The following is a 19249-nucleotide window of genomic DNA, read 5'->3' as shown; positions in this document are numbered from 1 at the left end:
GCTTATTGACTACTGAATTCTGACCCTTTTCGGCGAGCTCCTTGACCACCAGTAACAGTTGAGTATTGGGCGACGCGAAAAAGGGAACTCCGAAATAATTCCGGAGAAATTTCTCGCGGGGTGGCGGCGTGTAATCGGCTGCGACGTGCCGCCGTCGGAGTGCGGCCGATGCGGAGTACATATGGATTTGGAACGAGGGGAGTGAAGCCCGGATGACGACCGCGCAGGAGCGAGCCGACCTGCTGGACAAGATCGGGCTGGCCGCACAGAACAAGGCAACGCTGGGACAAGTGCTGGGAACCGGAAGCGTCGGGCAGGCCACCGAGGGACCGGACGGCCGCATGCAGGCCACGATCCGCATCAATCCGGACGAGTTGACCTGGGACCCCTCCATTCTGGTCCTGCCTCATGGAGGCGATCTCGATCTCGAACTCGTCAACGACGACATGAACACGCACTGCGCGCTCCTGCCGAGCAATGGCGACCGGAAGTTCATCTGGCTGGTGAACCACTCGCGAGGACGGGCGACCCTCAACCTCGACGGGCCTGGCTACTACTGGTTCAGCTCGCCCACGGGCAATGACGAGGGCCGGGGACTGACCGGCGCCATCGTCGTCCTGGGGGACGCTCCGCCTGAGGCTCGCCTCGACCGTCCCGAACAGCCGCGACCGTAGGAAGAAGGAGGAGCACATGGCCACCGTCGACTACGTGGACGCGGGTGAGGCCGTCGACCAGGGATCCCTGAGCGGCAAGGTCGCGGGCGGGGACGTCGCGCCACCGGTAGTGGCCGGCGTCAACTACGAGCGCCTACTCGCTGCCCGCGAGGAACCACAGAACTGGCTGACCTATTACGGCGCCTACAACGGGCAGCGGTACAGCCCGCTGGACCAGATCAACACGGAGAACGTCAAACGCATCGGCCCCGCATGGATCTTCCAGGCCGGCACGACCGGTCTGATCGCGGGCGCGTCGACCTACTCGTTCGAGGCCGCCCCGCTCGTCGTCGACGGGGTCATGTACCTCTCCGGCTGGGACGGCTGGCTCTGGGCCCTCGACGCGAAGACGGGTGTGGAGATCTGGCGGTACAAGCATGCGGTCCCCTTCGACGTGTCCTTGTGCTGCGGGAACGTGAACCGTGGGGTCGCCGTGGCGCAGGGGAAGGTCTTCTTCGTCACGGCGAACGCCCGAGTGCTCGCGCTCGACGCCACCACCGGCAAGCGGGTCTGGGACAGGACCTACGGAGACGTCCGGGCCGGGGAGAGCGCCACGCTCGCCCCCCTGGTCGTGAAGAACATGGTCATCGTCGGGAGTTCCGGCGGCGAGTTCGGCGTGCGCGGTCACCTCGACGCGTTCGACCTCGAAACCGGTGAGCACCAGTGGCGCCTCTACACGGTGCCCAAGCCCGGGGAGCCCGGCTCGGAGACCTGGCCCGCCGAGGGCGAGGCCTGGGCACGGGGCGGGGCGAACTGCTGGGTCACCGGCACCTTCGACCCGGAGACGAACCTGCTGTACGTCGGCACCGGCAACCCGGCGCCCGACTTCGACGGAGCCGTCCGCGAGGGCGACAACCTCTTCACCGACAGCATCATCGCCGTCGACGTCGACAGCGGTCAGATCCGCTGGCACTACCAGTGCACCCCGCACGACGTGTGGGACTACGACAGCATCGCCGAGTGCATCCTGTTCGAGCAGGGCGGGCGCAAACTGCTCGGGCACTTCGACAAGAACGGCTACTTCTTCGTCCTCGACCGCACGAACGGCGAGAGGGTCCAGATCACCCCGTTCGTCGACCGGATCACGTGGGGGGCCATCACGAGGGACGGCAGGGTGACCGTCAAGGTGTACCCGGACAAGGAAGGAGAACCGGTCCACTTCTACCCCGGTCCGGCCGGCGCCAAGGAATGGACCCACGCGGCCTACAGCCCGAAGACCGAGCTCTTCTACGTCCCGGTCCAGGACACCGGAGCCACGGCCACCCGGCGGCGCCGGGAGTTCAGGGAGAGCATTCCGTACTGGGGCGCGGGCGTTCAGGTGGACATCGAGGACATGGCTGGGTCCATCAGCGCGTTCGACGCCACCGGCGAGGAGAAGTGGCGCTGGCGTAACGAACTGCCGATGTGCGCCTCGGTGCTGGCCACCGGCGGGGACCTGGTGTTCGCCGGTGAGCCCTCCGGGGAGTTCAACGCGCTGGACGCCCGCACCGGGGAGCTGCTGTGGCAGTTCCAGTGCGGAAGCGGCCACCACAGCAGCCCGACCACCTACATGGTCGACGGCAGGCAGTACATCGCCGTACCCGTCGGTTGGGGCGGATGGGCCGAGGGGTTCCTCCCCGGCATGCTCGGCGCGGGGCACGGAAGCGCCCTGATCGTCTTCGCCCTCCCGGAAGCGTCGTGACGCGTGACCCGGAGCCTGCCGCAATCGGGGCAGAGAGGAGGTGGATCCATGGAGTCTCAGCTCGATGAGTGGGAAACGCCCGAGTTCGACGAAATCACAGTCGCGGCCGAAGTGACTATGTATCTCGATCGGTTGGAGGACTAGCGGACGTAGGACCGGCGCCGGACCTGGTCCGGCGCCCTCCGGCGGCCCGGTGCGGCCGCAGACGGCCGGGCCGGCGACGGCCGGGCCGCGACGGAGAAGGATCTTCGACGAACGGAGTGCCGGCGTGTTGCTGCGAGTGCTGGGCTCGGCGGCGGGGGGCGGATCCCCGCAGTGGAACTGCGGCTGCCCGGTGTGCGCCGCGGTCCGTTCCCGGGCCGGCCACGCGCGCACCCAGTCGTCGGTCGCGGTCAGCGCCGACCGCCGCCGGTGGTTCCTCGTCAACGCCTCGCCCGACGTCCGCACCCAGATCGAGGCCTTCCACGGCCTGCACCCGTACGACGACCGGACGACGCCGTTGGAGGCGGTGCTGCTCACCGACGCCGAGCTGGACCACACGCTGGGCCTGCTTCTGTTGCGCGAGGCCGGCGCCCTGCGGCTGTACGCCACGCCGGCGGTGCGCAAGACCCTGGCCGACGGCTCGGGGATTCTGCGTACGCTCGAGCGCTACTGCCCGGTCGAGTGGCGTGCGGTGGTCCCTGGCGCCGACTTGGTCCTGGCGGACGGACTGTCCTGCCGGGCGTTCGACGCGCCCACCACCAAGCGTGACCGGTTCGGGGCCGGGGTGGACCACGGCCGCGTCGTGGGCTACCGGCTGACCGACGAGCGCAGCGGGGGGACGCTGGTGTACCTGCCGGGGGTGCAATCGCTGACACCGGCGCTGCGCGCGGAGATCGAGGGCTGTGCATGCCTGCTGATCGACGGGACCTGCTGGCGTGACGACGAGCTCGTGCGGCTCGGCCTGGCCGACAGGACGTCCCGGGAGATGGGTCACCTGCCCATCGACGGCCCGGACGGCAGTCTGGCGTGGCTCCCCTCGCTGGGCGTGGGACGGACGATCTTCGTACACATGAACAACACCAATCCGATCCTCCTGGAGGACGCGCCCGAGCGGCGTACGTTGGAGGAGAGCGGCATCGAAGTGGCCATGGACGGCCTTGAGGTCCAGGTGTAGAGCCGTGACGACAACGACCACCAGAACCGGCGCCGACGGTTTCGTCGAGACGTTGCGGGCCCACTCGCGGCGATACCACGACCAGCACCCGTTCCACGTCCGGATGAACGCCGGCCGGCTGAACCGCCGGCAGATCCAGGGCTGGGTGGCCAATCGCTTCTACTACCAGGAGAACATCCCCCGCAAGGACGCCGCGATCCTTGCCAACTGTCCCGACCTCGAGGTCCGCCGCCGCTGGGTCCGACGGATCACCGACCACGACGGCACCGCCGCCGGCGAGGGTGGCATCGAGGCGTGGCTGAGCCTCGGCGAGGCCGCCGGGCTGACCCGTGAGGAGGTCCTGGACCACCGGCACCTGGTGCCTGGGGTGCGGTTCGCCGTCGACGCCTACGTGAACTTCGCCCGCACCCGGCCGTGGCCGGAGGCGGTGGCGTCCTCGCTCACCGAGTTGTTCGCGCCCGACCTGATGGCCGCGCGGCTGGCCGCGTTCGAGCGGTGGTACCCGTGGATCGACCCCGAGGGCCTCGCCTACTTCCGTGCCCGCCTGGAGCAGGCTCCCCGCGACTGCGAGCACGCCCTCGAAGTCGTCACCGCGCACTGCCTCTCCGCCGAGTCCCAGGCGCGCGCCGTCGACGCCCTGTCGTTCAAGTGCGACGTCCTGTGGAGCCTGATGGACGCCATCGACCAGGCCTACCCGGAGTGACCACCATGGACCCGACCCGTACCGGAACGACCCGGACCAGCACCAGGACGCGACCCGGCGCCGGGGTGTCCGGCTCGGACCGGCCCCGGTTGGCGAGCCATGTGCGGATGACCTTCTGCCGGACCAGGCAGCGCAAGGTCCTGCTGCACCCCGAGACGGTGGTGGTTCTGAACGGCAGCGGCGCGGCGATCCTCGAACTGTGCGACGGGCGGCACACCGTGGCCGAGATCGTGACCGAGCTGGGCGCCCGCTACCAGAGCGTCCCCGAGGACGAGGTGCGGCAGTTCCTGACCCGGCTCGTCGCCCGGCGCTGGGTGGAGTTCACCGATGGATAGCCCGTTCGGTTTGCTCGCCGAGCTCACCTACCGTTGCCCGCTGGCCTGCTCGTACTGCTCCAACCCGCTGAACATGGCCGACTATCAGGACGAGCTGGCCACCGACGAGTGGCGTCGGGTGCTGGCGGAGGCCGGCGAACTGGGGGTTCTGCAGTGCCACCTGTCCGGCGGGGAACCGCTGCTGCGGCGAGACCTGGTGGAGATCGTGTCCCACGCCCACGACCTGGGCCTCTACACCAACCTCATCACCAGCGGCCTCGGGTTCTCCCATACGAGGGCCGAGCAGTTGCGGGCCGCCGGCCTGGACCACGTGCAGATCAGCATCCAGGCCGACGAACCGACCGTGTCCGAACGGATCGCGGGGACCCCGTCCTTCCGTCGCAAGATCGAGGCGATGGGCGTGGCCAAGGAGCTGGGCTGGCCGCTCACCATGAACGTGGTGCTGCACCGGTACAACATCGACCGCGTCGCCGAAGTGCTCGCTCTGGCCGAGGAGGTGGGCGCCGACCGGGTGGAGCTGGCCAACACCCAGTACTACGGCTGGGCCTGGCGGAACCGTGACGCGCTGCTGCCCAGCCGGGCCCAACTGGAGGCAGCCGAGGTCGTCGTGCGGGCCGCCCGCGAGCGACTGCGGGACCGCATGGACGTCATCTACGTCATCCCGGACTACTACAGCCGCTACCCGAAGCCCTGCATGGGCGGCTGGGCCTCACGACAGCTGACCGTGACGCCGAACGGCGACGTTCTGCCCTGTCCGGCCGCCCACTCCCTGCCGTTGCCACGGGCCAGCGTGCGCGAGGACCCGCTGGAGTGGATCTGGGCCGAGTCCCCGGTGATGAACGCGTTCCGGGGGACCGACTGGATGCCGGAGCCCTGCCGGAGCTGCTACCGGCGGGAGCTGGACTACGGCGGGTGCCGCTGCCAGGCGTTCCTGCTCACCGGTGACGCCGCCCGGACCGACCCGGTCTGCTGCCTGTCGCCCGACCACGACCTGGTCGCTGCTGCGGTCGAGGCCGCCAACGCCGGCGCGCGGCCGGACGATCTTCCACTGGTCCCTCGCCCGCACCGACCCGGTCTGCCACCGGTCGCCCGGTCACGACGTGGTGGCGGTGGCTAGCCACCGGACCACAACGGCAGTGCCACAGCGGCGATGATCAAGGTGACCCCGCTCAGCAGGTCCGAGCGGATCGGCATGAGGCGTGCCGCGGCCCGCCCGAGCCGCAGTCCGACCAGCGACATCACCGCCGTCATGGCGCCGAATACGGGTGCCGAGAACCAGGGCGAGAGCCCGAGGACCCCCAGGCTCGCCCCGGCGAACAAGTTGTCCAGGCTCAGCGTCAACGGGATGCCGAACAGCGCCCACGAGTGGTCCAATTCGTCCGGCTCGGGGTTCCGCAGGGCTGAGATGACGAGGTAGAGACCGTAGCCGCCGAGCGTGGCCGCGCCCACCAGTTCGGCGACGTCCCCGACGAACTCCCCGATCTGCCGACCGATCAACATCCCGACCAGGGGCATGACCGCGTCCCACAGCCCGAAGGTCAGCGCGACCTGCACCGCGCGCCTCAGACCGAACGGGACGGTGCCGAGCGCGATCGATACCCGGAAATTATCGAGACTGAGCACGAAACCCAGGACCAGGATTTCCCAGATCATGGCGACACGGCTGCCCGATGACGACCGACGCCGACAGAAACAACTCCGCCTCGACCGGCGTTTCCCATAGTTTTATATGCTATCTCGGACGGTTCGCGAAATAAACCGGGCAAGCCGATATCAGGAAGATTCTTGACGCTTTTATCTAGGCCAACACTGACGATCGCAAGCTCATTATGATCCTATGGCTGGCTTGTGTCAGCGATTTACATTTACGCTCTGTCAGATCTGCGAGATCCGTGCCCCCGTGGCTTCAGCGACGCGGACGACAGCGTCGGCACGAGCAGGTGATCGCCGGGATCGTCGATGTCCTGCTCCGTGTCGCCGACCGGTATCCCGGCTCCCGTTCCCCGCTGGTGCGGCGGGTCATGCCTGCATAGCGTGATCACATGACCACAGAAACGGGCCGGCCCGCTCTCGACGACCGGCGGTGGAAAGCGCTCGGGGTCTGTCTGACCGCGGGCTTCATCTCGCTGCTCGACGTCTCGATCGTGAACGTGGCTCTGCCTTCCATGGAGCGCGGGCTCGGTGCCTCCGAGGCCACCCAGTCCTGGGTGGTGTCCGGGTACGCCCTCGCCTTCGGGCTCGCGCTGGCGCCGGCCGGACGGCTGGGTGACCTGCGGGGGCGCCGCCAGGCGCTGTTGTTCGGCCTCGGCCTGTTCACGGCCGCGTCGGTGGGGTGCGGCCTCGCTGCCAGCCCCACCTGGTTGGTGGTGTTCCGGCTGGTCCAGGGCGCGGCCGCCGGTGTGGTCGCCCCCCAGACCTCGGGGTTGATCCAGCAGATGTTCCAGGGCGCCGAGCGGGCTCGGGCCTTCGGTTTCCACGGCAGCGTCGTCGCCGTGTCCACCGCGGTGGGCCCGCTCGCGGGCGGACTGCTGATCCAGGCGTTCGGCACGGACGACGGCTGGCGCTGGGTGTTCTTCGTCAACGTGCCCATCGGGGTGGCCGCCCTCGTCGCGGGGCACCGACTGCTGCCCCGCCTTCCGGTGCCGAGCGACAAACGGGAGAAGTTCGATCCGTTCGGCGTACTGCTCCTCGGCACGGGTGTGCTCGCGCTGTTGCTCCCCCTGGTCCAGGAACAGCAGTGGCAGGGGCGGGCGAAGTGGGCACTGCTCCCGGTGGGCGCACTGCTGCTGGGGGCCTTCTGGATGTGGGAAAGGATCCAAAGCCGCCTGGGCAAGGCGCCGCTGGTCGACCTCGGGCTCTTCTCCCTGCGCTCCTTCACGCTCGGCACCCTGGTCAGCCTCACGTTCTTCGGTGGGCTCACCACCATCTTCTTCGTCCTGTCCCTGTTCCTGCAGAACTCCGTGGGATACAGCGCCCTTGACGCCGGCATGACGATCCTGCCGTTCGCGGTGGCCTCGGCGGTCGGTGCGGCCTTCGGGGGACGGCTGGTGACGCGTTACGGCCGCAGCCTGGTCGTCATCGGCTTGAGCGGAGTGATTCTCGGGCTGCTCGGCGTCGTGGTGGCCGTTCAGCTGGTGCCCGGCGAGGGCTTGGGCTGGGCCATGGCGCTGCCGCTGGTCATCGGCGGGATCGGGTCCGGTCTCACGGTCTCGCCCAACACGACCCTCACCCTCACGCTCGTGCCGGTACGTCGGGCCGGTGCGGCCGGCGGGGTGATGCAGACCGGCCAGCGCATCGGCTCGGCCGTGGGTATCGCCGTGGTCGGCGCCGTGTATTTCGCGCACCTCGCCGACCACGGCCGTGCCACGACGGCCCTTCAGCTCGGGCTGCTCACCGCCACGGCCATCATCCTCGTCGCCCTGGTCCTGGCCGTGGCCGATCTCCGGGAGCGCCGGGCGCATCCGGGCGACGACGACCTCGCGGCGACGCCGCGGCGGGGCGTGGGGGACAGCGGGGCCGGGGCCGGCCAGAAGGCGGGCCGCGGAGCCTGAGGACGGCCTCGGCCCGAAGCCGGACGGGGCCTCAGGCCGGGCGGTCCTCAGCCAGGGGAACAGAAATGACCGCCGTGCGTCAGCCCTTCGAGGCGCAAGGCAGCCGACGCGCTGCGAAAAGAACCATCGAAATCTTCAGCGCGGTCGAAATGGTCAAGGCCTGCACGAAGGGCATTCCCATGAGCCACAGTGCCACCATCATGGCCGTGAGGACCAGGAGAACCGGGAGCAGGTTGGTCTGCCCGACCGCGGAACGCACAACACCGGTGAGTGTCCGAGGCTGAGCCACCGTATCGATCGCGTCAACGCGGATCTCTTCTTCGTCGACTTGCGGCATTCTCTTTCCTTCCCACGGGCTCGTTTCCGCTAGCGAGCCTAGGCAGGGCCCAACGGGGCTGCCACCGCTGCTACTCCGACACCGTCCGTACGCGGCCGGTCATATGAACCTCTACGCCCGTTCGGAGGCATGTGGGCGCGTGCCGCGCGGGCATCCGCCGATCCGGTCCTACGTTCCGGACATGAAACGGAACCATGTTCGCTGCGCCGCGTTCGTCGCCGTACTTCTCGCCGCGAGTCCGGGTGCCTTCCCGGCCTCGGCGACCACGCGGACCCTGACCGTGCACCCGGGCCAGTCGATCCAGAAGGCGGTGAACGCCGCCCACGCCGGTGACACGGTCCTGGTGAAGGCCGGCACCTACCACGAGAGCGTCACCATCAAGACCTCCGGAGTGACCCTTCGCGGCGTCGGCCCGCGCACGGTGATCGTGCCTCCCAAGAAAAAGAAGGCCGTCCCCAGCCCCAAGGCAGCGGTCGGCTGCGTGGAGGGCGGCAAGGGCATCTGCGTGATCGGACTCAGGAACAAGCCCGTCACGAACGTGACCGTCTCCGACCTGAAGCTGACGGGCTTCTCCCGCGTCGGTCTGTGGTCCATGGCCACCGACCACCTGACCGTCCAGCGGGTGAAGGCTGAGAAGAACGGCCAGTGGGGCATCTCGCAGGAGCACTCCACGCGCGGTGTGTTCAGGAACAACGTCGCCCGCGACAACGGTGACGCCGGCCTGTACCTCGCCAACACGACGATGTCGGAGAAGGGGGCCACGGACAGCCGGGGCCTGGTCGTGGAGGGGAACACCCTGGAGGGCAACCGCAACGGCCTGACGGTTCTGCGCCTGCGCAACCTCAGGGTCCATCGGAACTACCTGACCGGGAACTGCACCGGGATGATCGTGATCGGGGACGAGAACAAGCCCCGGGCCGGCGCGTTCACCGTCACCGAGAACATCGTGCTGCGCAACAACAAGTACTGCGCCAAGACGGCCCGGCTGCCGTTCGTGCAGGGCGCCGGGATCGTACTGTCCGGTGCGGAGAGCGTGTCGCTGAAGCACAACATGGTCGCGGGCAACAGCGGCCGGTCGTCGCTGTCGGGTGGGATCGTGCTGTCCAAGAGCATGGTCGGCGCGGCCAACACGAAGAACCGCGTCGACGAGAACTGGTTCTCCGGCAACGCCCCGGCCGACCTGGTCGATCAGAACGCCACGAAGGCCGGCAACCTCTTCCGCGGCAACTTCTGCCGCGTCTCGGTCCCGGCCGGACTGTGCTGAGCTGAGCTGAGCCGGCCCGTCGGCCGTTCGGCTCCGTGAAGCCGTTCGGTTCCGTGAAGCCGTTCGGTTCCGTGAACAGGACAGTGTCCCTTCGCGTCGCTCCCCGAGAGCGGTACGAAGGGACACTGCTGTTTCACCGGTTGGTGAGGGTGTCCCGCGTGGCGGTCCCCGGCGCGCTCAGGCGGGAGCGAGCGTGGGCAGCAGACGCAGGGCGTTCCCGCGGTTGATGTGGCCGCGTTCCCGGTCACCGAGTGCGGGATCCCCGTCCAGAGCGGGCGTGGTCACCTCGGTGACCACGCGCGTGGGAGTGGGCGGCCAGTCGCTTCCGTAGAGGATCCGGGAGGAACCCGCGGCGGCCAGCAGCGTGGGGGTGGCCGACGGGGACATGGGCGCGGCCGTGTCGTAGTAGAAGCGGTGCAGGTAGTCGCGGACGCGGCCGGGATCGACGGCGGGGACGAGCTGGCGGCCGAAGACCTCGATCCGGCCCGCGATGTAGGGGAGGTAACCGCCGCCGTGCGGGAGGATGAAGGTGAGCCGCGGGAAGCGGTCCAGAGTGCCGTTCATGATCAGACTCAGAGCGGCGCGCGTGGTGTCCATGAGGAAGTCGCACACGAACGGCGGTACGCCCGGGAGCGCGCCGGAGGGGTCCACCTGCATGGGATGCGTGCTGATCACGGCGGCGCGTTCGTCCAGTTCCGCCATGATCGGGTCGAGTGCGGGGTCGCCCAGGTACGTGTTGCCCGTGCTGGTGCGCGCGCTGACGCCCACGGCCCCGAGCTGGTCCATCCCGTGGGAGACGGACCAGCGGGAGAGTTCGGCGTCGTCGAGGAAGACGGGTGTGAAGAAGGCGAAGCGGCCGGAGTGTCTGGTCGCCAGGGCGCCGGCGGCGTCGAGGGCGACACGCGTGCTCTCCTTGCGTGCCGCCGCCTCCTTGAAGCGTCCCAGCATGGCGACGGTGAGGACGCTGGTGCGCGTGCCGGTCCGGTCCATCAGGTCCAGGGCGGCGGTTTCGTCCCACCGGGTCCACGGCGGCAGGCTGTCCCGGTCCGCGAACCCGTTCTTCTCGGCCCACCGCACCCATTCGGGGGCGGTGTAGTGGTGGTGGACGTCTATTCGTTCGCGTCGGGCGTCGTCGCCGCTCGGTGCGGTGCGGTGACCTATGTCGCCCGGAGCTTGCAGGTCGGTCGTCATGGAAGGGCTCCCTACGGTGAATGGGTCCGGGTGCGTGTGAGAGGGGATCAGCGGCTGAGGAGACCTTCGAGGACGTGCGTCAACTCGTGCGCGGGGTTCGCGGGGAGGTCCGCGGAGCGCCAGGCGACGATCCCGTCGGGGCGGACGAGTACCGCGCCCTGAGGGGTGACGCCGTGGACGGCGGCCCAGTCCGCGCCACCGCCGTCGGTGCCGTGGGCGGCCGTGGTGTCGAGGTCGAAGTCCGGGCCGGCGCCGACGCGGTAGGACACCAGGGGGACGCCGAGCTCGGCCGCCGCGGTCTGGGCGGCCGACGGCCACGGCCCGTCAGGAACGCCGGAGAGCAGGACGAAGCTCCGCTCGTACAGATCGACGGTCGACTTGGTGTCCCCGTCGTGCACGACGGTCATGTGCGGGGCCCGGGTACCGGGGTCCGCCTGCAGGCGGAGTGTCTCCGGGATGGTCGGCGCTTCGGTGTCCGCGCCGGACACGGCCGTGGAGAGGTAGCGGTAGCCGAGGGACACGGTCATCAGGTCCGTGCTCTGGCCCGGGCCCTGCGCGGCGGCGTAGCCGGGGTGTTCCTCACGTGCCGCCTGCTCGATGGCCCGCGCGATCGTGGCCAGGGCGACCGGGCGCCGTTCGTTCTCGTAGGTGTCCAGCAGGCCCTCTCCCGCCCAGCCGCGCAGCACCGCGGTGATCTTCCAGGCCAGGTTGTGAGCGTCCTGGATGCCCGTGTTGGATCCGAACGCGCCGGTGGGGGGCATCTCGTGGGCCGAGTCACCGATGAGGAAGACGCGTCCCTGCCGGTAGCGGTCGGCGACCCGGTCCGCCGCGTGCCACGGGGCACGCCCGGTGACCTCGACGTCCAGGTCCCGTACGCCCGCGGCGGCCCTGATGTGGTCCGCGATGCGCGTGTCGGTGAAGTGCTCCAGCGTCTGGCCGCGCTCGGGGAACCACGGGATGTGGAAGACCCAGTTCTCCTCGTTGTCGACGGGCAGCAGGACCCCGTCGCCCTCTGTCCCGTTCAGGTAGCAGACGAGGAACCGCTGTTCGCCCACCACCTCGCTAAGGAGCTTGCTGCGGAAGGTGACGCTGACGTTGTGGAACAGGTCGCCCCCTCCGCTCTGCCCGATGCCCAGGCGCTCGCGCACGGGGCTGCGCGGCCCGTCGGCCGCCAGGAGGTAGGCCGTGCGCTTGGTGTACATCAGACCGCTCTCCCGGTCGCGCAGTTCGCACGTCACGCCGTCCCGGTCCTCGGTGAAGGAGACCAGCTCCGTACCGAAGCGCACGTCCCCGCCCAGCCGGCGGGCATGGGTCAGCAGGACCGGCTCCAGGTCGTTCTGGCTGCACGCGCACCGCATGGCGGAGCACACGTCCTTCTCGGGGGGCTTCCCGCCGGTGAGCCGGGCCGAGAGCCATCTGCTCTGACCGCCCGACAGTTTGTCCGTCTGCATGATGCCGTGATTGCCGGACAGGTTGGCCGCGGCCTTTCTGATGTCCGGTTCCACGCCGGCGGTGCGGAACAACTCCATGGTCCGCATGTTGTTCCCCCGGCCCCGGGGGTGTTCGGAAGTGGCGGCCCGGCGTTCGGCGACCATATGGCTGACGCCCAGTCTTCCCAGAAACACCGACGCGGACAGTCCGACAAGCGAACCGCCCACGATCAATACCGGCACCATTTCTTCGTCTTCATTGGCGCGCTTGTCCACGGCCCGTCCTCCTCCAGTGACCCAGCGGTGGTTCGGGCAGCAATTCGAACTCCTGGCGGCCCTGGTTTCGAACCTGTCATACGGCACCCGGGTCGGCAATCGAGCCTTCCCTCGGACGGCGCACTCCTCGTTTTCGCGCCCGTACCGTGCCGAAGAGATCGGTCAGCGTCAGGGTGAATCGCGTTTTCCCGTTCCGCGTGGCGTCAATGCATTGCTGCGTTCCGGTGTTCAGCCGACTCGTGCCACTGCGGGAAGAGAAGAAGGGCCGTCAATGACTCAGATGCAAGAGCAGGAGACCGCAGACGAGACAGCCCGGGCAGTGGACGCGGCATCCCGGGGTTGCCCCGTATACCGGTCCAACCCGCACCCCCTCTATCAGCATCTGCGCGAGAACGCGCCCGTGTCCCGTCTGACCCCGCCGCACGGTGTGGACTCGTACCTCATCACGCGGTTCGAGGACGCGAAGGCGGCTCTGGCCGACCCGCGGATCAGCAAGGACATGTACGCGGCCATCGACGCCTACCGTTCCATCTTCGGCGACTCCTCCATCGCCCTGGACGACAACATGCTGTTCGCCGACCCGCCGAAGCACACGCGGCTGCGCCGGATCGTCAGCAAGGCCTTCGTTCCCCGCCGTATCGAGGCCCTGCGCCCGCGGATCCAGGAGATCACCGACACGCTGCTCGACACGTGCTCCACCCTGGCGCCCGTCGACCTCCTGTCGGCCTTCGCCTTCCCGCTGCCCCTCCAGGTGATCTGCGAGCTGATCGGCGTCCCCGAGGAGGAGAGGCAGGACGTCCAGCAGCGGTGCAGCGTCGTCGCGCGGACCGGATTCAGCAAGAAGGACAAGGTCCGGCTGGCCGAGGCGGAGACCGCGCTCAAGGAGTACTTCGAGGTCCTGATCGCCCGTAAGCGGAAGAACCCCGAGGACGACCTGCTGAGCCTCCTCATCCAGACGAGCGACGAGCAGGAGTCGCTGACGGACGGCGAGCTGCTGTCCACGCTGTGGGTGCTGCTGTTCGCCGGCCACAAGACGACCGCCTACCTCATCGGTAACGCCGTCTACACCCTGCTCACGCATCCCGAGCAGCTCAAGCAGGTGATCGACTCGCCCGATCTCCTCCAGAACGCCATCGAGGAGATCATCCGCTTCGAGGGCTCGGTCGAGAACGCGACCTTCCGTCACGCGCTCGAGGACATCACCATCGCGGGGACGCTCATTCCCAAGGGCTCGCTGGTGCAGATCGCGGTCACCTCGGCCAACCGGGACGCCGCCGCGTTCGAGAGCCCCGACGTCTTCGACATCGCCCGGCCGGGCGTGCAGAGCAACCACCTGGGATTCGGTACGGGTCCGCACTTCTGCCTCGGCGCACCGCTGGCGAGGATGGAGATGCAGATCGCCCTGGCCTCGCTCTTCCGCCGCTTCCCGAAGCTCTCGCTGGCCATGCCGGCCGACGAGGCCAAGTGGCTGACCGTGCCCTTCCCCGCGTTCCGCGGCCTGACCGAACTGCGCGTCGCGCTGGACCCCTCCAGGGTTCTGGACGACTGGGCCTCCGGGATGGTCGACATCGCGTGAGATCACGGGCGTAGGTCCACGCCACCCTGACCCCGTCCACGAGAGCGGAACTGACGGCCACTCGGATGCCGTGGGGCCGGTGGCCGTTGCGATGCCCCAGCGGCCCCGGCCCCGGCGGCCACCCCCACTCAGCGACACTCGCGGGCTCGGTGCCCGGCGCCTGGACCGCAGCGAGGTCACGAAGGCTCTGGAGGCAGGTTGACCGAGTCGCTGTGCTCGACCCGTGGCCCGCTCAGACCGGGTAGGCGTCGTAGCAGTCCAGGGCCGGGTGGTAGAGGACCTGCCAGGTGCGGCCTTCGACGACCGATGGCCAGGGCGCTGGGGACGCCGATGCCGACCGCGCGCACCGCGGTGGGGAAGAGCCGGCCCGCGAAGACGTTGGTCAGCGCCAACGGCATGGCCACGCAGAGCAGATGGAGCACGGCGACGACCGAGAACGGCAGCGTGTGCGAGCGCCATCACCCTCCACCCCACCTCGGAGTGCAGGTTTCCCCAGGTGTAGTCAGCTTCGGCCGGATGAGCTCCGCGACCATGCCGAGCGACTGTACGGCGACCTTCCGGCGGCCGAGTGAGCTCCGCGACCATGCCGACGAAGGTGGCCTGCGTCCAGGGCTCAAGATCCCCCTCGGCTTGCTCGCGTGTGATGACCGCGGTCGCCGCCTCGTCAATGACGTCGAACCCGAGTTCTTGCAGTTGTCGGAGGATCGTTGTTTTTCCTGCGCCGGGTGCGCCTGTGAGGATGTACCGCTTCATGGGGCGACTTTGGTCCGTTTCTGGTAGCTGAGATGGAGGTTCATCCACCCCCCTCACGGTCGGTGATGCGGGTGCAGTGAGGTAGGCGCTCCAGTCGCGCTGAGCGTGGTGGTGGGCCCACTTGATTGCGGTGTGGATATGGACATCGAGCAGCTCGGCCAGGACTGGCGGGGCAGTCCGGCTGCGAGTGCGATGAGGGCTGCTGTCCGAGCTGGCCTGTCCTGATGCCGTGGCGCACGAGTTGGTCGTTGAACGCCTTGCGGCTGAGAGGGTGGCCGGGCAACTCGCCGGGGAAGTGCTACGGAGTCTGGTTAGCCAGGCGACGGGAGAGAGCGGAGCGCTGGCCAGGTGCCGCGGCGAGCTGGTGAAGAAGTCGGGCCAGGCGGGGCGCTGTCCACAGCCGCGCATCTCCGAGCCGCAGGAACCTCCTATCCGAGGTGCGCCTCGCAGCCGCTGCCGCTGCGACACTCGTCATCGCCGTCCGCCCCACCGCGGCCCAGGCGGCCGCCGCCACCTCGACCTCGTCGAACAGGCTGCCACCGGCGTGGACAGCCACGAGGTCGAGCGGACCGACGCCCAGATACACACGTACTGGACGCCGGGGCGCATGGCGGACCCTCTCAGGCATCCCGTGGACGCGCCGACCGCACCCGCACACACCACCGTCGCCCCGCGGCACGAGGCCTCCGTTCCCAGCAGGCCGACGACCGCCTCCCAGCGGGGCATCCTGCCGAAGACCACGACCTCCTGAACTGCAGGGCAAGCTCGACGCGCTCACCACGGTGACCGCGAACCTCGACTACGAGAACCTCGAACTGAAGAAGAAGGACACCAGCCGGCGCCAGGACCGGATCACCGCCCTACCCGCGTCGGGCACCTGGGTGGAGTAGCCACCCGGACCCCGACGCCAAGACGAATGCAGAGCGGAGCTGTCGATGCTGCTCCTCCGCAGTTGCTGAGCCGATGCGGACTTCCACGGCAGCAGGCAGCGCCACCGCCCCAGCTCCCGCAAGGACCTGTGCAAGAGGCCACTTGGACAGGGAAATCGCAACTTCGCCATGGCTCGCAGAGGCAGCTACCTTCACCTGGTCTTCGGTGGTCGCCCACGGTCGCACAGGAGTTCCTTCAGGCTGGGCCAGCCGCGACGGGATGAGTCGGCCATGCCCTGCCCCACGAACCCTCGCCCCCCCATGCGTAAGCCACCGAACCGGGTCCACGCCAGGCAGCCCCAACCAGGGAGAGACGCATGCCCCATCTTGCTCTGTACACATTCGGCGTCCTGAAGTCACCTCTCGCCGATCCCGCACCTCTCACGCGCGAGTTCTACGACATTGGTGAGGCCGTCTACCGGAAGATCAGTCAGCACCCCGGATACCTCGCGCATGCTGAAGCGGCAGACGGTGACCGGGGCGCGCTCTTCGAGGCGGACTGGGGTGCATGGGGAGAGTTCGCCGTACCGACTTGGTACGGCAAGGGCCGTACGCCGGAAACCACCGCCCTGGCCGCGACCCTCTCACTCTGGACCGACCTGCGCCCCGCCTTCGACGCCGTCTACACCGGTATGCACCGTGAGGCGCTGAACAGGCGTTACGACTGGTTCGAGAGGACAGGGCACCCAAATTACGTGTTCTGGTGGGTCTCCGACGGCGTGATACCCACCTGGCGGGACGGGGTTTCCAGGCTGGAGCACCTCCACGACCACGGCTCCGCGCCGCACGCCTTCACCTTCCACCACTCGTTCGCCCCGGACGGAACTCCGACCAGGATCAAAGGGATCGGGCCGAAGGGCGACCAGGTTCGCTGACAAGGAGGCCTGAACGACTGGGTTCGCTGTCAAACGCCTCGATTGAATGACGGCGAACAGCAACGGCCTGGCTTTGTTCACGAGAACCCGGTTGCCAGCCGATCACCCTTCGCTCCGCGGACGTGAAATCCCCGCCCAGCCGGGAACAAGGCCCCCGCCCCGCATACCCAAAGGCGCCCACCGCCCGGCCTGAGACCGCCGATCGAGCCGGTGGGCCGTGCCGTGGACGGGCTGGCTCCGCCGTCCACGCACTGTTCACCGCTTCACCGGCGTTGTCACAGGCGGCCGCCGCGCCCTCCGAGCAGGCAAAGGAATAGAGGCTGCGCACCGCCAACGGGGTCGGCAGCGTCGAGCGGGTGGTGCTGACCAGTTCGTTCGCCGCGATGATCGGTGACGCGGAGGACATCCTCGACGTCCCGGGTCGAATCGTGAGCGAAGAGTCCTGGAACACGACCTCGTCGCTGACTGCGAGCCCTACAGCTACTCCAAGGCCCTGGCCGAGAAGGAGGCCGGTCAGGCGGGCACCACCCGCCGCGAGCGCCTGCGCGAGCTGCATGACGGACCGCCAGGGCGCAGGACCGCTGGCGTCTCGTCAACGTCAACCCGGGCCTGGTCATCGGGCCGTCCCTGAACGCCGCCCCAACCAGGGAGAGCTTCACCATCGCCAAGCGGATGGCGAGCGGCCGGATGCGCCTAGGTGCGCCAGCATCGCGCTGACCGTCGTCGACGTGCGCGAGGCCGCCTACGCCCACCTGGTCGCCGCGTTTCTGCCCGAAGCGCGGGGGCGTCATCTCATCGCGGCGGAGAGCACCGACATCGTCGATCTCGGCCGCAGGCCCCTGCCCGCGTACGGGTCGCGCTACGCGCTGCCGCACCGCGCGCTGCCCAAAACCCTCGCCACCCGCCACCCGCCACGACAAACGCGCCCGCCACTACCAAGCCCTGGTCACCATCGTCTGCCTACGACTCCGGCTCCCCTGACTCTGTGGAGACGGCCTAGGCGGCTTGGGTGAGTTCGGCGCGGCCGAACATGAGCGCGTAGCCGGAGGGGAGCTGACGCAGGATGCGGGTGAGCAGCTCGGGGCCGGCCAGGGCGGCGACGGTGGTGAGGACGGAGCCGGTGTCCCAGCGGGTGGTGGCAGGAGTGGCGCCGGTGCGTGCGGCGAGGTCTTTGACGAAGGCCCAGCCGGTGAGGGGCTGGGGGTCGGGGATCTGTTGGGTGAGGATGCGTGCGGCTTCCAGGGGCAGGTGGGCAGCCAGTTCGACGCGTTCGTCGCCCGTCAGCTGGCGTCCAGGCCCCGAGAGGACCAGCCGGACGACCTCCTCGGCCCGCTCACGGGTGGGGTAGGCGCCTTCGTAACGGACCTTCTCCAGCATCTGCTCGAAGGTCATCGCGGACGGGTGGTGGAGCGATGCACGCCGGTCGGACATCACTGCGGTCGTTGCCTTTCTCTCGGCGAGGTGATGGTGACGGTGCCCGGCCGGGGGGCACGGACACCGGGAGTGAGGATGGTCAGGCGAGCTGGGGGCGACCGAAGAGCAGGTCGTAGCCTGCGGGAAGCTGGAGCAGGATCTGCTTGAGCAGGTCGTCGCCGACGGCGTCGGCCACCGTGCTGAGGACGGCGCTGACGTCCCAGGCCGCGGTCTGCTCGGTGGCTCCCTCGATCCAGGCCGCGGTCGCCCGCACGAACCGCTCCGGTGACAGCGGTTCGGCACTCTGCAACGGGTTGAGCAGGATCAGGGCGAATTCTTCCGGCAGGTGTGCCGCCAGCTGGGCACGCACCTCGCCGACCAGGTGTGCGCCCAGCAGGGCGAGCACCACGCGGGCCGCGCGTTCTGCCTCCAGCCGGCTTCTGTACTCGCCGCGTTCCTTCACATCGTCGAGGAACGCTTCTTGTCGCAGGGTCACGTCGGCCGCCACCCTTCTTCTCTTCAGCTTCTCTTCAGCTTCTCTTCAGTACCGGCGCGGGGGACGGGCGAGGGGAGATCAGGTGCCCGTCCCCCGTCCCCCGCCGCTGATCGGCTCAGGGCGCCAGGTTCAGCCGGAGCCGGAGATTTCCTTGCGGGAGGATTCCCCGCCGATGGTGATCTTGCGGGGCTTGGCGCGCTCGGCGATCGGGATGCGCAGGGTGAGCACCCCGGCGTCGTAGTCGGCATGGATACGCTCGGTATCCAGCGTGTCGGCCAGCACGATCTGCCGGGAGAAGACACCCAGCGGCCGCTCCGACAGTTCCATCTGCACGTCGTCGCCCTTCGTCACGGGCCGACGTTCGGCGCTGACGGTGAGCATGTTCCGCTCGACGTCGATGTCGATCGCCTCCGGGCTGACCCCGGGAAGGTCGAACGCCACCACGTACTCGTCACCCTCGCGGTAGGCGTCCATCGCCATCGCGGACGGCCGCGACCAGGTGCCCGGGCCCATCAGCTGCTGAGCCAGCCGGTCGAGCTCACGGAAGGGGTCGGTGCGCATCAACATCGC

19 protein-coding genes and 1 pseudogene are annotated in these 19249 nt (G+C 68.8%); 12 read left to right on the top strand and 8 right to left on the bottom strand.

All coding sequences use genetic code 11. The features are described 5' to 3' along the window. Positions 1 to 212: 212 nt before the first annotated feature. The 7 genes from QFZ74_RS28575 (at position 213) to pqqE (ending at position 5705) form a co-directional block, all read left to right on the top strand. Complete coding sequence (locus tag QFZ74_RS28575) at positions 213 to 674, top strand: MSMEG_3727 family PQQ-associated protein (RefSeq protein ID WP_307623724.1); 462 nt, start codon at positions 213 to 215, stop codon at positions 672 to 674. Between the two features lie 16 nt (positions 675 to 690). Then, complete coding sequence (locus QFZ74_RS28570; RefSeq protein ID WP_307623723.1) at positions 691 to 2394, top strand: PQQ-dependent dehydrogenase, methanol/ethanol family; 1704 nt, start codon at positions 691 to 693, stop codon at positions 2392 to 2394. A gap of 48 nt (positions 2395 to 2442) precedes the next feature. Continuing rightward, positions 2443 to 2538 (top strand): pyrroloquinoline quinone precursor peptide PqqA, encoded by a 96-nt coding sequence (gene pqqA, locus QFZ74_RS30510; protein ID WP_373462446.1) that lies wholly within the window; start codon positions 2443 to 2445, stop codon positions 2536 to 2538. A gap of 124 nt (positions 2539 to 2662) precedes the next feature. Then, on the top strand, positions 2663 to 3550 hold the full coding sequence (gene pqqB, locus QFZ74_RS28565; protein WP_307623722.1) for a pyrroloquinoline quinone biosynthesis protein PqqB: 888 nt from the start codon (positions 2663 to 2665) through the stop codon (positions 3548 to 3550). Between the two features lie 4 nt (positions 3551 to 3554). Further along, positions 3555 to 4253: a pyrroloquinoline-quinone synthase PqqC gene (gene pqqC, locus QFZ74_RS28560; RefSeq protein WP_307623721.1), complete on the top strand. Its 699-nt coding sequence runs from the start codon at positions 3555 to 3557 to the stop codon at positions 4251 to 4253. Positions 4254 to 4258: 5 nt separating this feature from the next. Continuing rightward, on the top strand, positions 4259 to 4588 hold the full coding sequence (pqqD, locus tag QFZ74_RS28555) for a pyrroloquinoline quinone biosynthesis peptide chaperone PqqD (RefSeq protein WP_307623720.1): 330 nt from the start codon (positions 4259 to 4261) through the stop codon (positions 4586 to 4588). Beyond that, positions 4581 to 5705 (top strand): pyrroloquinoline quinone biosynthesis protein PqqE, encoded by a 1125-nt coding sequence (gene pqqE / locus QFZ74_RS28550; protein ID WP_307623719.1) that lies wholly within the window; start codon positions 4581 to 4583, stop codon positions 5703 to 5705. The genes pqqD and pqqE overlap by 8 nt, the downstream gene beginning before the upstream one ends. On the opposite strand, the gene QFZ74_RS28545 is transcribed toward pqqE, so the two are convergent. Continuing rightward, a complete protein-coding gene (locus QFZ74_RS28545; protein ID WP_307623718.1) occupies positions 5702 to 6241 on the bottom strand; it encodes a manganese efflux pump in 540 nt (179 codons plus the stop codon). The two genes, pqqE and QFZ74_RS28545, sit on opposite strands and share 4 nt — an antisense overlap. A 389-nt stretch (positions 6242 to 6630) precedes the next feature. Between QFZ74_RS28545 and QFZ74_RS28540 the strand changes: the two genes are divergently transcribed. Further along, entirely contained in the window at positions 6631 to 8139 is a 1509-nt protein-coding gene (locus QFZ74_RS28540) for an MFS transporter (protein ID WP_307623717.1), read from the top strand. A 79-nt stretch (positions 8140 to 8218) separates the two neighbouring features. Here the strand turns inward: QFZ74_RS28540 and QFZ74_RS28535 are convergent, their stop codons facing one another. Further along, positions 8219 to 8476: a hypothetical protein gene (locus QFZ74_RS28535; protein WP_307623716.1), complete on the bottom strand. Its 258-nt coding sequence runs from the start codon at positions 8474 to 8476 to the stop codon at positions 8219 to 8221. Positions 8477 to 8657: 181 nt separating this feature from the next. Between QFZ74_RS28535 and QFZ74_RS28530 the strand changes: the two genes are divergently transcribed. After that, complete coding sequence (locus QFZ74_RS28530) at positions 8658 to 9740, top strand: nitrous oxide reductase family maturation protein NosD (RefSeq protein WP_307623715.1); 1083 nt, start codon at positions 8658 to 8660, stop codon at positions 9738 to 9740. 177 nt (positions 9741 to 9917) lie between these two features. Here QFZ74_RS28530 and QFZ74_RS28525 read toward each other — a convergent pair whose 3' ends face one another. Further along, positions 9918 to 10931 carry an amidohydrolase family protein gene (locus QFZ74_RS28525; RefSeq protein ID WP_307623714.1) on the bottom strand — a complete coding sequence of 338 codons (1014 nt, stop codon included), beginning with the start codon at positions 10929 to 10931 and terminating at the stop codon, positions 9918 to 9920. A 47-nt stretch (positions 10932 to 10978) separates the two neighbouring features. Next, positions 10979 to 12607: an FAD-dependent monooxygenase gene (locus tag QFZ74_RS28520; protein WP_307624307.1), complete on the bottom strand. Its 1629-nt coding sequence runs from the start codon at positions 12605 to 12607 to the stop codon at positions 10979 to 10981. Positions 12608 to 12908: 301 nt separating this feature from the next. Between QFZ74_RS28520 and QFZ74_RS28515 the strand changes: the two genes are divergently transcribed. Next, on the top strand, positions 12909 to 14213 hold the full coding sequence (locus QFZ74_RS28515) for a cytochrome P450 (RefSeq protein ID WP_307623713.1): 1305 nt from the start codon (positions 12909 to 12911) through the stop codon (positions 14211 to 14213). Positions 14214 to 14828: 615 nt separating this feature from the next. On the opposite strand, the pseudogene QFZ74_RS28510 reads toward QFZ74_RS28515, so the two are convergent. Continuing rightward, positions 14829 to 14966, bottom strand: a pseudogene (locus QFZ74_RS28510) (AAA family ATPase); the annotation flags it as partial. A gap of 544 nt (positions 14967 to 15510) precedes the next feature. Here QFZ74_RS28510 and QFZ74_RS28505 point away from each other — a divergent pair. Then, positions 15511 to 15717, top strand: coding sequence for a hypothetical protein (locus QFZ74_RS28505; protein WP_307623712.1), 207 nt, complete (start codon positions 15511 to 15513; stop codon positions 15715 to 15717). A gap of 495 nt (positions 15718 to 16212) precedes the next feature. Beyond that, a complete protein-coding gene (locus QFZ74_RS28500) occupies positions 16213 to 16770 on the top strand; it encodes a DUF3291 domain-containing protein (RefSeq protein ID WP_307623711.1) in 558 nt (185 codons plus the stop codon). 996 nt (positions 16771 to 17766) lie between these two features. Here the strand turns inward: QFZ74_RS28500 and QFZ74_RS28495 are convergent. From QFZ74_RS28495 to QFZ74_RS28485, 3 genes are all read right to left on the bottom strand, one after another. Then, positions 17767 to 18201 (bottom strand): DUF2267 domain-containing protein, encoded by a 435-nt coding sequence (locus tag QFZ74_RS28495; RefSeq protein ID WP_307623710.1) that lies wholly within the window; start codon positions 18199 to 18201, stop codon positions 17767 to 17769. A gap of 82 nt (positions 18202 to 18283) precedes the next feature. After that, positions 18284 to 18679 carry a DUF2267 domain-containing protein gene (locus QFZ74_RS28490; RefSeq protein WP_307623709.1) on the bottom strand — a complete coding sequence of 132 codons (396 nt, stop codon included), beginning with the start codon at positions 18677 to 18679 and terminating at the stop codon, positions 18284 to 18286. 129 nt (positions 18680 to 18808) lie between these two features. Beyond that, a complete protein-coding gene (locus tag QFZ74_RS28485) occupies positions 18809 to 19246 on the bottom strand; it encodes an Hsp20/alpha crystallin family protein (protein ID WP_307623708.1) in 438 nt (145 codons plus the stop codon). Positions 19247 to 19249 lie beyond the last annotated feature (3 nt).

Origin of the sequence: Streptomyces sp. V3I7 (assembly GCF_030817495.1) — a bacterium.
In the GTDB taxonomy this organism is placed as follows: Bacteria; Actinomycetota; Actinomycetes; order Streptomycetales; family Streptomycetaceae; genus Streptomyces.
The sequence above is the reverse complement of the archived record's forward strand: the minus strand, read 5'-3'. Positions and strand labels throughout refer to the sequence as shown.

Bases quoted from the DNA above. Each gene is read 5' to 3' on its own strand.
- QFZ74_RS28575 (WP_307623724.1), top strand. From the start codon at position 213: ATGACGACCGCGCAGGAGCGAGCCGACCTGCTGGACAAGATCGGGCTG.
- QFZ74_RS28570 (WP_307623723.1), top strand. From the start codon at position 691: ATGGCCACCGTCGACTACGTGGACGCGGGTGAGGCCGTCGACCAGGGA.
- pqqA (WP_373462446.1), top strand. From the start codon at position 2,443: ATGGAGTCTCAGCTCGATGAGTGGGAAACGCCCGAGTTCGACGAAATC.
- pqqD (WP_307623720.1), top strand. From the start codon at position 4,259: ATGGACCCGACCCGTACCGGAACGACCCGGACCAGCACCAGGACGCGA.
- pqqE (WP_307623719.1), top strand. From the start codon at position 4,581: ATGGATAGCCCGTTCGGTTTGCTCGCCGAGCTCACCTACCGTTGCCCG.
- QFZ74_RS28545 (WP_307623718.1), bottom strand. From the start codon at position 6,241: ATGATCTGGGAAATCCTGGTCCTGGGTTTCGTGCTCAGTCTCGATAAT.
- QFZ74_RS28540 (WP_307623717.1), top strand. From the start codon at position 6,631: ATGACCACAGAAACGGGCCGGCCCGCTCTCGACGACCGGCGGTGGAAA.
- QFZ74_RS28535 (WP_307623716.1), bottom strand. From the start codon at position 8,476: ATGCCGCAAGTCGACGAAGAAGAGATCCGCGTTGACGCGATCGATACG.
- QFZ74_RS28530 (WP_307623715.1), top strand. From the start codon at position 8,658: ATGAAACGGAACCATGTTCGCTGCGCCGCGTTCGTCGCCGTACTTCTC.
- QFZ74_RS28525 (WP_307623714.1), bottom strand. From the start codon at position 10,931: ATGACGACCGACCTGCAAGCTCCGGGCGACATAGGTCACCGCACCGCA.
- QFZ74_RS28520 (WP_307624307.1), bottom strand. From the start codon at position 12,607: ATGGTGCCGGTATTGATCGTGGGCGGTTCGCTTGTCGGACTGTCCGCG.
- QFZ74_RS28515 (WP_307623713.1), top strand. From the start codon at position 12,909: ATGACTCAGATGCAAGAGCAGGAGACCGCAGACGAGACAGCCCGGGCA.
- QFZ74_RS28500 (WP_307623711.1), top strand. From the start codon at position 16,213: ATGCCCCATCTTGCTCTGTACACATTCGGCGTCCTGAAGTCACCTCTC.
- QFZ74_RS28495 (WP_307623710.1), bottom strand. From the start codon at position 18,201: ATGTCCGACCGGCGTGCATCGCTCCACCACCCGTCCGCGATGACCTTC.
- QFZ74_RS28485 (WP_307623708.1), bottom strand. From the start codon at position 19,246: ATGTTGATGCGCACCGACCCCTTCCGTGAGCTCGACCGGCTGGCTCAG.